The following is a 12,854-nucleotide window of genomic DNA, read 5'->3' on the forward strand; positions in this document are numbered from 1 at the left end:
CGGATCCAGGGATCCCGGCGTTGGACGGCAAGCGGGGCGGGGCAGCCGTTGGTCTTGCTGACTGCCCCGCCCCCATGGACCCGGTGTACTACTTCTTGGAGATGACACCGATCCGGAACTTATAGGAGGCATCCAAGGTGCTGTCGACCCCTTCAACATCCGTACCGGCGATGGCCACGGTTGATCCCTGCAGGATGGGCAGGGTGGAGAGGTCCTTGGCGACATCGGTCTGGATTTCGCCGATCAACTCGGAGCGCTTGTCCTTGTCCTTGGTCACCTGCTGCTTCGCGATGAGCGAGCCGACCTTTTTATTGTCGTAGTGGTTGGCCAAGAAGTTGTCTGGCGTGAAGAACGGCGTCAGGTAGTTGTCAGCATCCGAGTAATCCGGGAACCAGCCGAGCTGGTAGATCGGGTAGACGTCCTGGGTCCGGTCCTTGTTGTACTGGACCCATTCGGTGGACTGCAGATTGACCTTGAATAGGTCGGTGTCCTCCAGCTGCGACTTCACCATCGCATACTCCTCGCCGGAGGAGGGACCATAGTGGTCGGCGTTGTACTGGATGTTCAGCTCCACGGGGGTCTTGACCCCTGCATCCTTCAGGCGCTTCTTGGCGCGATCAACATCCGCGCCGCCGTCGCCGTCACCGTACATTTCCTTCAGGGGTTCGGTCGCACCGGGCAGGCCGGTGGGGACGAAGGAGTACACGGGGGTGTAGGTGTCCTTATAGACCTGCGTGGCGATGTCCTGCCGGTTGATGGAATCCGCCATGGCCTGACGGACGGCCAGGGCCTTATCCGGATCGGCATCCGAGGTCTTGGCCCCGAACGGCATGGTGTTGAAGTTGAAGACCACATAGCGCAGCTCGCCGCCGGGGCCCTTATGGACCTTGACCTTGTCATCCTTTTCCAGGTCGGCAATATCGGTCGCCGCCAGGCTGCGGAAGGCGACATCAATGTTGCCCTGCTGGATGTCGAGCTTCAGGTTGTTGGCGCTGGTGTAGTACTTATAGTCCACGGTGTCGGTTTTGGGCTTGTCCAGCAACCCCTTATAACCATCGAAGGCCTTATAGGTGACCAACTCGTTCTTCGTGTAGTTCGTGATCTCGTATTGGCCGGCGAAGGCCTTGCCCTTCACGATCTCGTTATCGGGGGTGATCTTGTCCTTGGAGAAGACCTCCTCATCCACGATCGGGCCGGTCGCACTGGTGAGCACCCCGAGGAAGGTCTGGTCGTTGCCGGCCTTCAGGTGGAACACAACGGTGGAGTCATCGGGTGCCTCGACACGGTCCAGGTTGGTGAGTAGTGCCGCAGGACCCTGCGGGTCGTCAATGGACACCACGCGGTCGAAGCTGAACTTCACATCGGAGGAGGTGAGGTCGTTGCCGTTGGCGAACTTCAGCCCGTCCTTGAGCTTGACGGTGAATTCCTTGGGCGAGGTGAACTCCGCCGATGTGGCGATTCCCGGTTCCGGTTCGGCGCTGCCTGGCTTGGAGTTCAACAGGAAGGGGTAGACCTGGGTCATGACCGTCAGCGAGCCGTTGTCGTAGGCACCTGCCGGGTCAAGGGAGACGATCTTGTCGGTGGTTCCGACGGTGACTTTCGGCCCGCTGTCCCCGCCGCTGTCGCCACCGGAGTCGTCGACGGGCCCGGTGCATGCGGAGAGCGACAGCGCGCCGATGCCCGCCGTGGCCAGTGCCAATCTGAAGGCACGTTTTGATGTGGTCATGGTAGGTACTCCCTTATTGGCCTCGTTGTGCAGGTGGGCTGCACAAAGCAGTGCGTGTGATGTAACACACGGTACTACTAATGATTCCTATCGGAAAACACCGGTCACGCGGCCTGCGCGGCGGAGGCCGTGGCCGGAACGTTGTTCCGCGGGGACTGTGGCGGGTGCCGTGGGGCCGGACTAGCCTGTGAAGTGAGCCACACTGGGGCCCACTATCGGGCCGATCCGCGGGAGGAAGAACACCATGAACGCATCAACCACGCCGAGCGGGAGGGCCAATACCATCGGTGCGGTGCTGCGCCGTTCCATCTCGCGCAATCCAGCGGCGACCGCCCTGCTCTTCGAAGACCGGCGGTGGACCTACGCCGAATTCGAAACCGCCGTCCACCGGGTCGCCCACCGGCTCATGCTCGCGGGGCTTCCCCGGGGTGCAAGGGTCGCCGCCTACGGGATGAACTCGGACGCCTACGCGATCCTCTATTTGGCGTGCGCCTCCACCGGACTGGTGCATGTGCCGGTGAACTTCGCGCTCAAGGGTGATGAGCTGGCCTACATCGTGGAGGATTCGGGGGCCAGCCTGCTTGTCGCCGATACCGGCCTGCTGCCGCTCGTGGATCAGGTCCGCACGGCAGGCCGGGCGACGGAAGTCCACGAGGTGTGGCCGATGCTTCCCGGAGCGGAAGACGGCGGACGCTCCGTTTTGGCGACGGCACTGGACACCAGCGTCACCGCCACCCAGGTCGACGTGGCCGTGGAGGGCAGCGACGTCGTGCAATTGCTGTACACCTCGGGCACCACCTCGGCCCCCAAGGGGGCGATGATGACCCACGAGGCCCTGGTCGCCGAGTACGTCTCGTCGGTCATCGCCCTGGATTTCACCGCGCAGGACAGGCCGCTCGTGGCGATGCCGCTCTATCACTCGGCGGCCATGCATGTCTTCTTGCTGCCGTATCTTTCCCTCGGGGCGACCATCCGGTTGATTGCACGCCCCGATATCGGGCAGATCCTGCGCCTGGTGGAGGAGGAACATATTGGCTCGCTGTTCCTCGCCCCCACCGTATGGGTGCCCCTGAGCAACCATCCGGAGATGGAAACCAAAGATTTGTCGTCACTGGTCAAAGCCCAATACGGGGCCTCCATCATGCCCGTCACCGTGTTGGCACGACTGCGCACGCGCTACCCGCGGATCGGCTTCTACAACTGCTTCGGGCAATCCGAGCTGGGTCCGTTGTGCACGGTCCTGCGTCCCGAAGAACATGACGCCCGCCCCGCCTCCTGCGGATTACCGGTCTACAACGTTGAAGCCCGCGTCATGACCGCTGACGGGGCGATCGCCGTCCCCGGTGAACCCGGAGAAATCCAGTACAGATCACCCCAGTTGATGACCGGATACTGGAACCAACCGGACGCCACCTACGCGGCCTTCGTGGACGGGTGGTTCCGATCCGGGGACCAGGTCACCCGGGATGCGCAGGGCTATATCCAGGTGGTCGACCGGATCAAGGACGTCATCAATACCGGCGGCGTGCTTGTACCCCCACGCGAGGTCGAGGACTGCATTTACGAGCTGCCCGAAGTCGCTGAAGTCGCCGTCGTCGGGATTTCCGATGAGCGGTGGATCGAGGCCATTACCGCCGTCGTCGTCCTCAAGGACGGTGCTTCCCTGACGGCCGAAGGCATCCGCGCGCATGTCAGGAGTCGGATCGCCGACTATAAGGTGCCCAAGCGGGTGGACTTCGTGGCCGAGCTGCCCCGCAACCAGTCAGGAAAACTGCTGAAACGAGAACTTCGCGCAGAACGGAGCACAGGGAAGTGAGCGCCGAGACGACCGGGGACGACCTGCCGGCGATCGGCATCGAACGCCGGCCCGGCGTGATCCGCCTGGTCCTGCAACGCCCCGAGGGCGGAAACGTGCTGGACCTCGCCCTCGCCCGCCAGCTGTTGGCTGCCGTCCGGGCCGCCGAGGCCGAGCCCGAGGTCTACGTGCTGACGTTGACCGGGGCCGGAAGGTTCTTCTGCGGGGGAGGGGACGTGGGGCATATGGCAGGATCCCCGCCCGCCGAACGCTCGGCGTTCATTGCCGCGCTGGCCGAGGCGGCCCACGAACTGGCTCTGGCCTTGGTCGGATCCCGGCTGCTGGTGCTGGCCGGGGTCAACGGGGTGGCTGCGGGGGCCGGCCTGGGGCTGGTGCTCAACGCCGACTGGGTTCTGGTGGCTGAGGAAGCGACACTGATGGCCGCCTACTCGGGCCTGGGATTCACCCCTGATACCGGGGTCTCCTACCTGCTGCCGGGGGCGGTGGGCCATCAGCGGGCCGTGGACCTGACCCTGGGCGGACGCAAGCTCTCGGGCAACGAGGCCGTGGAATGGGGGTTGGCCAACGCCTCCGCCCCGTCGGCAGTCTTCGCGGGAGAACTCACCGTGGCCGAGGACGGGTTCCTGCAAGGCGCCGTCCAGGCTCTGGGGCCGACGAAGGCACTGCTCCGGGCGGGAATGTTCGCTGGCTACGCGGCACATCTGGAGGCCGAAACTCGCAGCATTGCCGCCTTGGCCGCCCACCCCGATTCGGTGCAGCGCGTCAACCGGTTCGCCGGTCGCTGAAGGAGGCCCGCGAGCCGGGACTGGTGGCTAGGCTGAAGGAAAGAACCCGTGACCGAGAGGACATCATGAGCCAGAGGATTTCGGCCCTGCGGGATATCGCCATCACCTTCAACGACGGAACAACATCGACCTTCGGGGAGGCCTTCGCCGATCGGACGGTCCTGGTCGTCAATGTCGCCTCCAAATGTGGTTTCACCCCGCAGTATGCGGGCCTCGAGGAGCTCTATACGACCTATCGGGACCAGGGCCTGGTGGTGCTGGGGGTGCCGAGCAACCAGTTCATGGGCCAGGAGCCGGGGACGGACGCAGACATCGAAGAGTTCTGCCAGGTCAACTATGGGGTGACGTTTCCGTTGGCCACGAAGACCGACGTCAACGGGCCCGAGGCGCACCCGCTCTACCGCGAGCTCACCGCCTACCCCACCGGCGAGGTCCGGGATATCGGATGGAATTTCGAGAAGTTCCTCGTCGGTGCCGACGGGGTGGTTCTGGGCCGTTTTGCCTCCAATGTGGAGCCGCTTGCCGATGAACTCGTCGAGGCGGTGCGGGCAGCTCTCTAGCGCTCGCCGTAGAGGCCGACGATGCTGCGTAAGGTTGCCTCGTAGGCCTCGTCCCATGCGGTGTTTCCCGGCAGCGGAACCTGCGCCAGTTCCAGCGAGACCAGCCCGTGGACCTGCCCCCAGATGGTGGTGGTCGCCAAACGGGCCGACTGGCTGGAGCCGCTGCGTCGAAGGGTAGCGGTCACGGTTGCGTGGAGTGGCCCCAGCGCGGAAGCGGCGACGTCGGGGGATGCCGGGCAGTCGATCCCGGCGACCAGCGCACCACCGAACATGAGCCCATAGAGGGCGGGGTGCTCCAGGGCCCAGTCGCGGTAGGCCCGCCCCAGGGCGGTCATCCCCTCGGGTGCGGCCATCTCTTGGGAATGGCCGAAAGAGACGAAGGCCTCGTTGATGACCGCCGTGAGCAGCTGGGCCTTCCCACCGAACAGCGCATAGATGGCGCTGGTGGAGGTTCCGGCGGCCGCGGCCACATCACGCAGCACCAAATTTCCGTGGCCGAGCCGCGTGATCTGTTCGGTCGCCGTGCCGAGCAAGGTTTCACGCAACGCAGCATCATGAGTCAAAGGTCTTGCCATGAGGCCAAGTATTCCATAACATCGTTCTATAACAGTGTTATGACGCAGTGAGAGGCGATGGCCATGACGAAAACCGTGAACCCCGGAAGATTCACTGCCACCCCGGATCAGGAGGAAATCACCGTGTTCCTGATCGGGATGCGGGCCAATAAGTGGTGGAACCTGCCCGCGGTGCTTCCGATCGTGGCTGCCATGCCCCGGATGCTGGCTCATTTGGCGGCAGATCCTGATGCCGGTCTGCTGGGCTACCACCAATGGCTCGGCCGGACCACGATTCTTTTGAGTTATTGGCGCAGCCCCGAAGACCTGCAGCGTTTCGCCTCCGCTCAGGATGCGCCGCATCTGGGAGCCTGGCGCCGGTTCACGAAGAAGTCGGCAGGCAGCGGCGACGTCGGAATCTGGCATGAGACCTACCGGGTGAAGGTCACCGATCAGGAGAGTGTCTATACCGATATGCCGCTCTTCGGGCTCGGGGCCGCCACGCGCAGGGTTCGCATCGGGCGGGGCACGCATACGGCGCGCCAGCGGCTGGGACGCAACGGCTAGAACTCGATGACTTGCCGGACCGCCCGGCCCGCGGCGAGTTCGTCCATGGCCTCGTTGATCTCTTCCAAGCCGATACGTCGGGTGATGAGCCGTTCCAAGGGGAGTTTCCCGGCCCTCCATAAAGCGACGAATCGCGGAATATCGCGCGAAGGCACCGCGGAACCGAGGTAGCAGCCGATGATCGATCGGGCCTGTGCTGTCAGGCCCAAGGGGCTGATCCGTGAGAGGGCATCGGGTGCCGGTAGCCCGACCGTCACCGTCGTCCCGCCGGGGCCGGTGAGGTCAACGGCGGTCTCGAAAGCCACCGGGTGGCCGGCAGCTTCGATGACGAATGGTGCCGACAGCCCGCGCCCGATGGCCTGCTCCGGGGTGAGGGCCTCGTCGGCGCCGAGTTCCCGGGCCAACTCCAGCTTCTCGGTTTGCTGGTCGATACCGGTGACCCGGCCGGAGGTGAGGGCGCGGGCGACCATGAGCGCGGCCATCCCGACCCCGCCGAGACCGACCACGAAGATGTCATCCGTGGGGCCGGGCCGTGCGGCGTTCAGGACAGCCCCTCCGCCGGTGAGTACGGCGCAACCCAAAACCGCGGCGATTCCCGCCGGCACGTCAGCGTCCACCGGCACCACCGATCGACGGTCCACCACGGCAGCGGTGGCGAAACCGGAGACGCCCAGATGGTGGTGCACCGGTTCGGTACCTTCCGCGGTTCTGCGGCTCAGCCGTCGTCCACCGCCCAAGAGTTCGCCGGTGTTATTGGTGGCGCTGCCGGCCGAGCAGGGGAGCCTGCCGTCGGTGGCGCATTCGGCGCATTCACCGCAACGGGGCAGGAAAACCATGACCACGCGTTGGCCGAGGGCCAGATCATGCACACCGGCCCCGAGTTCCTCGACGATCCCTGCGGCTTCGTGGCCCAGGAGCATCGGCACCGGGCGCCTTCGGTTGCCGTCCACCACGGAGAGGTCCGAGTGGCAGACACCGGCGGCTTCGACACGCACCCGGATCTCACCTGGACCGGGGGCGGCCAGCGTGAGTTCCTGGATCCGCAGGGGAGTGGAGGCGGCAAAGGGGCTGGCGGCCCCGATCGTCTCCAGGACTGCGCCACGGATGGTCCTGCTGTCGACTGCGGTGGTCTCGTTCATGGCAATACCTTACGTCCGGTTCCGGGGCAGTACCGCTCCTAGGTCGCCAGATCGGGATAGTGGATGGCTGCGGTTTCCGGATGGGCCCGCAACCACCCCTTGAGAACGTTGGCGCCGTAGGAGGAGAGCATCGGATTGGTCGGGTCGTCGGAGACACCGCGGGCCTGGGCGGCCAACTCCGGCGGGAGCGGGACCGTATCGATCACCGCATCCAGTCGGGGGGACCAGAAGAAGGGAACCGAATAGCGGTCGACGCCGGCTGGTGGTGCCGTCACCCGGTGGATCGTGGCCATCAGGTAGCCGTTGGTCGCGACTTCAAGCATTTCACCGAGGTTGACGACCAGCGCGCCGGGGATCGGTTCCACCGGAATCCAATCCTCCTGCCCGTACGGTTGGACCTCCAACCCGCCGACCTCGTCCTGGAGCAGCAGGGTCACGAAACCATAGTCTGCGTGCAGGCCCACACCTTGGCTCCCGGCCTCGGGGACCTGCCCTCCGACGTAGTGGACCAGCTTGCCCATCCAGGCTGGGCTGTGCTGGAACGGTGCCTCGAAATGGTTTTCGGGCAGTCCCAGCGACACGGAGATCGCTGCGAGGAGTTCCGCACCGACCCGCGACATCAGCTCGGCCCAGGCCATGGCCACGCGCTCAAGTTCGGGGAAAGCGTCCGGCCACTGGTTGGGGCCCTGCAGGTTCAGGTAGGGGCGCTCCTGCGGGTAGCTGTCGAGTTTGTCTCGTGCGGGGCCATAGTCGATCTGTTCCCTGGAGTCGGCCCGGCCCTGGGTCATTTCCTTGCCCAGCCGGGTGTAGCCGCGGAACTGGGCTGAGGTGCGGTTGTCCAGCTTCAGTCGTTCGGCCAGGGGCAGGTTGAAGAAGGCCTCCATGGTCTGCAGCAGTTCCTGGGTCTGGCCTTCGGCGGCACCGAATCCGGTGAGTTGAAAGAACCCGACCTGATGGCTTGCGGCACGCAGGGTGTCGATGAAGTCGGGGTTGAAGCAGCCGTCGGCTTGGCGGGCCGTCGAGAAATCAAGAACGGGCACTGAGGTTCGCACAAAGTTCATGGCCGTAACGTTAGGGCGTGTTGGCCATGTCTGGACAGCAACGGTTACGCCCCGTTCCGTCATATTGCCTCGTGTGTCAGAACCCTTGACAGGGTGCACCGGCAGGTCGTCGTTTCACATTGGGGTGGTGTTCCCTAAGCTGGAGCAGTGATCTTCAAAGCAGTCGGCGAATCCCGCCCATATCCCGACCACAACCTCGTGACGCCGAAGGACTGGGCAGTCGTTGCCCCCCGTCAGGTGCGCCTCGATGAATTGGTGACCACCAAGGCGACCCTGGACCTGGCGGCGTTGTTGGCCGAGGACTCCACGTTCTTCGGGGACCTCTTCCCGCATGTGGTGGAGTGGAAAGGCACCATGTACCTGGAAGACGGTCTCCACCGGGCCGTCAGGACGGCCTTGCACCAGCGTTCGGTGATGCACGCCCGCGTCCTGGTCTTGGATTCGTGACCCCATGAGCGACGAACGCGACCCGACCGATTGGCATGGCCAACGGATCGTCACCGAGGAAGATCTGGATGAGGGGTTCTCGGATAACGATCCCGAACGGGTGGAGAATCCGCGCTACTACCGCCGTCGGCTGCTGCACGGCATGGTGTTGGGCCTGCTTGTCGCCCTGGTGATCACCGCACTCGTGCTCGCCTACCTGGTCAAGACCGGGGAAATTGTCATCCCGGCTCTTGAACCCGCGCCGGCGGCAACGGCAACGGCAACAGCGCAGGCCAAGGATCCGGCTGCCGCCGTCTGCCCGCAGGAAGAGCTGAAATATGCCCAGCCGAAGGACATCACGGTCAACGTCTACAACGCGACCACGACTGCCGGGCTCGCCGCAGCCACGGCACAGTCCCTGAAGGAGCGCGGTTTCAAAATCGGCAAGGTCGCCAACGGGAAGTTGAAGAACCCCAAGGTGGTGGGCACCGTGGTTTCGGGGACCAAGGGCAGGGCCAACGCACTGAGCGTCCAACGCCATATCAAGGGCACGGAATACGTGAAGAAGCCCAAACGCAGCGCCGACACCATCGACTTCGTGATCGGCAAGAAGTACAAACCCGAATCGATGGTGCCGCAGAAGAAGGTCGATACTGCCGACGGTCAGCTCAGCTGCCCGATCGCGGTGAAGGAAGCCCGCAAGCAAGCCAAGGAATCTGCTGCTGCCACCGAAAAGGCCAAACCCTCACCGGCCCCCGAAACAAAGGACAAATAGCCGAAGGGACGACGGCGGCCGGCGGGTCCTGCTAGTTGCAGCCCTCCGGTCCGCAGGCCGGGGCGTCCGTTCCGGTGGTGGCATCATGTCCTGCGTTGACCATGGACAGCGGCGAGATCTCGTTCCACGCGGTGGTCAGCGCCTCCGCGAAAACCTCTGCCGGTTGGGCCCCCGAGATCCCGTACTTCATGTCCAGGACGAAGAACGGCACACCGGTAACACCCAAGGCGCGGGCCTGGGCGACGTCGGCCTGGACCTCCGCGGTGTACCTATCCGATTCCACGACACCCACGACGTCCTCCTCGGCCAGTCCCGCTGCGGTGCCGATCCGGCGCAGCACTGCTGCCTCCCCGGTATCAAGGCCCTGTTCGAACTGGGCGGAGAGCAGCGCCTCCTTGACCTGACCGGCCACCCCGTGCGCGGCGGCCAGATGCAGCAAGCGGTGGGCGGTGAACGAGTTGGCCACCTTGAGGTTCCCGAAATCGTAGTGAAGTCCCTCTGCGGCCGCCTGTGCGGCGACGTGTTCAAGCGTCTGCTTCACCTGGTCCGGATCCATCCCCTTCTTTTCTGAAAGGTATTCGAATTCGGTGCCGTCGTAGTGGGCCGGCAGCGAGGGATCGAGCTGGTAGCTGTGCCAGGTCACGTCCACGCTGTCGCGGAAGGGAAGCGTGGCCAGGGCTGCTTCGAAACGGCGTTTGCCGATGAAACACCAGGGGCAGGAAATATCGGACCAGATATCGACGGAAAGGCGCGGAGAAGTCATGGATACTTCAACCTCTCCGCGCCGTCGACTATTCCCGCGGCTATCGGGTGGCTGCTAGTTCTGCCAGAACGGGTAGTCGATGTACCCGGTGGGTCCTTCGGTGTAGAAGGTCGCCTGGTTCGGCTCGTTCAGCGGCAGGTCTTCACGCCAGCGACGCACCAAATCGGGGTTGGCGATCGCGGGGCGGCCCACGACGACGGCGTCGGCCCAGCCGCTGGAGGTCAGTTCCCGGGCGTCTTCGACGGTGGTGATGGCCGCGAACCCCGAGTTCAACAACACGGGGCCACCGAAGCGTGAACGCAGGTCCTGCGCCAGCTCCCCGGTCGGCTCCCGATGCAGGATGCTCAGCGCGGACAGTCCCAGCGGGGCAATTCCGTCGACCAGGGCGCCGTAGGTGGCCGCGACGTCGTCGTGATCCTCCTCCAGGGTGCTTTGGACGTTGTGTTCCGGGGAGATCCGCAGGCTGGTCCGTCCGGCACCAATGGCTCCGGCCACCGCGGTGGCCACCTCGATGACCAGGCGGGCCCGGTTTTCCGGGGACCCGCCGTATGCGTCGGTGCGTGTATTGGCCGAGGGGGCCAGAAATTCATGGAGCAGGTAGCCGTTGGCGCCGTGGAGTTCCACCCCGTCGAAGCCCGCGGCGATCGCGTTCTTCGAGGCCTGGACGAACTCCTCCACGATGCCGGCCAGCTCGGAGGTTCCCAGCGACCGTGGGGCCGGGTAGGGATGCTTGCCGGTGTAGGTGCGGGTCGTGCCGTCCACGGCGATCGAACTGGGAGCCACGATATCCTCGGTGCCGGTGATATCGGGGTGGGTGACCCGCCCGGCATGCATGACCTGGGCGATGATCAGTCCGCCTTCGGCATGGACGGCGTCGGTGACGCGCTTCCAACCGGCGACCTGTTCGTCGGTGACCAGTCCGGGCTGGCGAACGAATCCCTGGCCGGTCTGGCTGGGGTAGGTTCCTTCACTGACGATCAGGCCCATCGAGGCCCGTTGGCGGTAATACTCCACGACGTCGTCGTTGGGTACCCCGTCAACGCGTGAACGTGACCGGGTCAGTGGCGCCATGACCAGCCGGTTGGGCAGGTCGAGGTCGCCGAGGGTGAGCGGGGCAAACAGATCCATGGGGGTACTCCTGAGATGGGGGGACACGGGGGTCAACGGCACGCGGGGGCGTGACTATTCCCGGTGCTTGGGTGGCCGGGGCAGGGTGGAGAAGTCGGATTCCAGCCCCGAGGGCCCGCTGTCGAAGCTCGGGTCGGTGGGCGTTGGGTCGGGGCCACCGCCCCGTCGTTGGGCGTCGTCATCGGGGTTCCAGTCCGCCCGACTGGCCCCGGGGCGGTCGACGACCATGATGGTCCCGGTTTCGGTGGATTCCAGCCCGTGACGGGAGAGGACCTCGTCACGTTCGGCGATCATGAAGGTGCGGTTGGCGGCCTGCGCGTCCCCGAACATGGTGGTGGCCCCGGTGGTGATGTTGTGCACCCGCTTGTTCTCCCACCTCCGTTTGCCCACCCAGGCCAGCAGCAATCCGATGCCGGCATAGGCGACCAACATGATCCAGCCCCGCCAGTACCCGGGGCCGACGTCGTAGATCATCCGTTTGAGCATTTCGGTGATCCCGCTACCCACAACGAAGGGGTTCAAGGCCCTGAACGGCTGGGGCATCAGCCATTCGGGGAAGGCAGCCCCGGAGGCAGGGATGGAGACGAAAACGAAGATGGTCAGGGCGGGCATCGTGATGAACCTGCCGAAGAAGTAGCTCAGCCCGTTGACCGCCAGCCCGACGGCCACGATCCAGGCCCACATCAGCCCCCAGAGCGGCAGGAAGAACTCCCCGGAGATGGCGCCCAGGACCGGGACGACCAGCACGTCGATGAGCAGGGAGAGCACCAGCGCCAGGCCGACGATGACGGTGAGCCGGGTCTTATGTCGCAGCGGCCCACCCATCATGCCGATGAACATGGCGGTCAGGTAGCCGGCAATGCACATCACGAGCATCAAATACATGGGGGTCATCCCCACGTCCCCCGCGGGCAGCGGGGCCAGGTCCTCGACCGCTGGAGGATTGTCGGGGGCACCCAGCAGCGGGGAGAGCAGTTCGGGCAGAATGGCCGAGGCCTGTGCTTGGTGGGCGCCGGCGAGCAGAATCGTGTGGGTCTCGGTGTCGAAACCGGCGCCGACTTCCCCGGTCACTACCGCCTCGCGGATGGAAGCGGCGTCGTCGTAGTGGAGGTATTCGACGCCTCCGGGAACTGCCTCGTCGGCGATCTTCTGGATGCTGGCCGTCGGGCCATTAACGGCAACCGGGATGTCATGCGGGGCGATGTGATTGAACGCAGCGATGTAGCACAGCGAGAACATGATGATGAAGAACAGCGGCATATACAGTTGCATGCCGATGAGCTGCAGGGAGGGGTGGAGCGAGGAGTACCAGCGGCGGAATCTGCCCGGCTCGGCTTTCTCTGCGTAGGTGACCGGGCTGTTCTGCATACGGGTGGACCTCTAACTGCTCGTGGTGCCGAAAAACCTATTCTTGTCCTCAGGACAGTAAGTTGCAAACTGGGTTTACGCTGTTGGCTCAAGCGGGGCCAAGCGCGCAAAGAGCCCGGAAAATCGTGACTTTTGACTGGTTTTTGGCGCAGCGGTCTGCTACTTCCCGGCGCTACGCGCAGGGCG

At 64.7% G+C, this 12,854-nt stretch carries 13 protein-coding genes; 6 read left to right on the top strand and 7 right to left on the bottom strand.

Going from position 1 to position 12,854, the window contains the following annotated elements:
* Positions 1-88 precede the first annotated feature (88 nt).
* Complete coding sequence (locus CIK75_RS09375) at positions 89-1,726, bottom strand: ABC transporter substrate-binding protein (protein WP_096223862.1); 1,638 nt, start codon at positions 1,724-1,726, stop codon at positions 89-91.
* Between the two features lie 244 nt (positions 1,727-1,970).
* Between CIK75_RS09375 and CIK75_RS09380 the strand changes: the two genes are divergently transcribed.
* The 3 genes from CIK75_RS09380 to CIK75_RS09390 all read left to right on the top strand — a co-directional run bounded on the left by CIK75_RS09380 (position 1,971) and on the right by CIK75_RS09390 (position 4,887).
* The gene (locus CIK75_RS09380; protein ID WP_096223863.1) at positions 1,971-3,542 is read left to right on the top strand and encodes a fatty acyl-CoA synthetase; all 1,572 of its coding nucleotides are present in this window, start codon (positions 1,971-1,973) and stop codon (positions 3,540-3,542) included.
* Entirely contained in the window at positions 3,539-4,327 is a 789-nt protein-coding gene (locus CIK75_RS09385; protein WP_096223864.1) for an enoyl-CoA hydratase/isomerase family protein, read from the top strand. Before CIK75_RS09380 ends, CIK75_RS09385 begins: the two co-directional genes overlap by 4 nt.
* A gap of 65 nt (positions 4,328-4,392) precedes the next feature.
* Entirely contained in the window at positions 4,393-4,887 is a 495-nt protein-coding gene (locus CIK75_RS09390) for a glutathione peroxidase (protein WP_096223866.1), read from the top strand.
* Here CIK75_RS09390 and CIK75_RS09395 read toward each other — a convergent pair.
* Positions 4,884-5,462, bottom strand: a complete 579-nt coding sequence (locus CIK75_RS09395) for a TetR-like C-terminal domain-containing protein (protein ID WP_096223868.1) — start codon at positions 5,460-5,462, stop codon at positions 4,884-4,886. The genes CIK75_RS09390 and CIK75_RS09395 overlap by 4 nt on opposite strands.
* A gap of 63 nt (positions 5,463-5,525) precedes the next feature.
* On the opposite strand from CIK75_RS09395, the gene CIK75_RS09400 reads away from it, so the two are divergent.
* Entirely contained in the window at positions 5,526-6,008 is a 483-nt protein-coding gene (locus CIK75_RS09400) for a DUF4188 domain-containing protein (protein WP_096224049.1), read from the top strand.
* On the opposite strand, the gene CIK75_RS09405 is transcribed toward CIK75_RS09400, so the two are convergent.
* Entirely contained in the window at positions 6,005-7,147 is a 1,143-nt protein-coding gene (locus CIK75_RS09405) for an alcohol dehydrogenase catalytic domain-containing protein (protein ID WP_096223870.1), read from the bottom strand. The genes CIK75_RS09400 and CIK75_RS09405 overlap by 4 nt on opposite strands.
* Before the next feature lie 38 nt (positions 7,148-7,185).
* Positions 7,186-8,208 (bottom strand): 2-oxoglutarate and iron-dependent oxygenase domain-containing protein, encoded by a 1,023-nt coding sequence (locus CIK75_RS09410; RefSeq protein ID WP_086999166.1) that lies wholly within the window; start codon positions 8,206-8,208, stop codon positions 7,186-7,188.
* Between the two features lie 147 nt (positions 8,209-8,355).
* Here CIK75_RS09410 and CIK75_RS09415 point away from each other — a divergent pair, with 147 nt between their 5' ends.
* Both CIK75_RS09415 and CIK75_RS09420 read left to right on the top strand, forming a co-directional pair.
* Entirely contained in the window at positions 8,356-8,655 is a 300-nt protein-coding gene (locus tag CIK75_RS09415) for a type II toxin-antitoxin system VapB family antitoxin (protein ID WP_096223872.1), read from the top strand.
* Between the two features lie 4 nt (positions 8,656-8,659).
* Entirely contained in the window at positions 8,660-9,409 is a 750-nt protein-coding gene (locus tag CIK75_RS09420; RefSeq protein WP_143413308.1) for a LytR C-terminal domain-containing protein, read from the top strand.
* A gap of 31 nt (positions 9,410-9,440) precedes the next feature.
* Here the strand turns inward: CIK75_RS09420 and CIK75_RS09425 are convergent, their stop codons facing one another.
* Genes CIK75_RS09425 through CIK75_RS09435 form a run of 3 tightly spaced genes read right to left on the bottom strand, consistent with a single transcriptional unit; the run spans position 9,441 to position 12,668 of the window.
* The gene (locus CIK75_RS09425) at positions 9,441-10,172 is read right to left on the bottom strand and encodes a DsbA family oxidoreductase (RefSeq protein WP_096223874.1); all 732 of its coding nucleotides are present in this window, start codon (positions 10,170-10,172) and stop codon (positions 9,441-9,443) included.
* 54 nt (positions 10,173-10,226) lie between these two features.
* Positions 10,227-11,300, bottom strand: coding sequence for an alkene reductase (locus CIK75_RS09430; RefSeq protein WP_096223876.1), 1,074 nt, complete (start codon positions 11,298-11,300; stop codon positions 10,227-10,229).
* Between the two features lie 54 nt (positions 11,301-11,354).
* On the bottom strand, positions 11,355-12,668 hold the full coding sequence (locus tag CIK75_RS09435) for an ABC transporter permease (protein ID WP_096223878.1): 1,314 nt from the start codon (positions 12,666-12,668) through the stop codon (positions 11,355-11,357).
* Positions 12,669-12,854: the final 186 nt, after the last annotated feature.

This window comes from Glutamicibacter sp. BW78 (assembly GCF_002332245.1).
In the GTDB taxonomy this organism is placed as follows: Bacteria; Actinomycetota; Actinomycetes; order Actinomycetales; family Micrococcaceae; genus Arthrobacter_H; species Arthrobacter_H rhombi_A.

Excerpts from the sequence above, each read along its gene's own strand:
- CIK75_RS09375 (WP_096223862.1), bottom strand. The coding sequence starts at position 1,726 with ATGACCACATCAAAACGTGCCTTCAGATTGGCACTGGCCACGGCGGGC.
- CIK75_RS09380 (WP_096223863.1), top strand. The coding sequence starts at position 1,971 with ATGAACGCATCAACCACGCCGAGCGGGAGGGCCAATACCATCGGTGCG.
- CIK75_RS09390 (WP_096223866.1), top strand. The coding sequence starts at position 4,393 with ATGAGCCAGAGGATTTCGGCCCTGCGGGATATCGCCATCACCTTCAAC.
- CIK75_RS09395 (WP_096223868.1), bottom strand. The coding sequence starts at position 5,462 with ATGGCAAGACCTTTGACTCATGATGCTGCGTTGCGTGAAACCTTGCTC.
- CIK75_RS09400 (WP_096224049.1), top strand. The coding sequence starts at position 5,526 with ATGACGAAAACCGTGAACCCCGGAAGATTCACTGCCACCCCGGATCAG.
- CIK75_RS09405 (WP_096223870.1), bottom strand. The coding sequence starts at position 7,147 with ATGAACGAGACCACCGCAGTCGACAGCAGGACCATCCGTGGCGCAGTC.
- CIK75_RS09410 (WP_086999166.1), bottom strand. The coding sequence starts at position 8,208 with ATGAACTTTGTGCGAACCTCAGTGCCCGTTCTTGATTTCTCGACGGCC.
- CIK75_RS09420 (WP_143413308.1), top strand. The coding sequence starts at position 8,660 with ATGAGCGACGAACGCGACCCGACCGATTGGCATGGCCAACGGATCGTC.
- CIK75_RS09425 (WP_096223874.1), bottom strand. The coding sequence starts at position 10,172 with ATGACTTCTCCGCGCCTTTCCGTCGATATCTGGTCCGATATTTCCTGC.
- CIK75_RS09430 (WP_096223876.1), bottom strand. The coding sequence starts at position 11,300 with ATGGATCTGTTTGCCCCGCTCACCCTCGGCGACCTCGACCTGCCCAAC.
- CIK75_RS09435 (WP_096223878.1), bottom strand. The coding sequence starts at position 12,668 with ATGCAGAACAGCCCGGTCACCTACGCAGAGAAAGCCGAGCCGGGCAGA.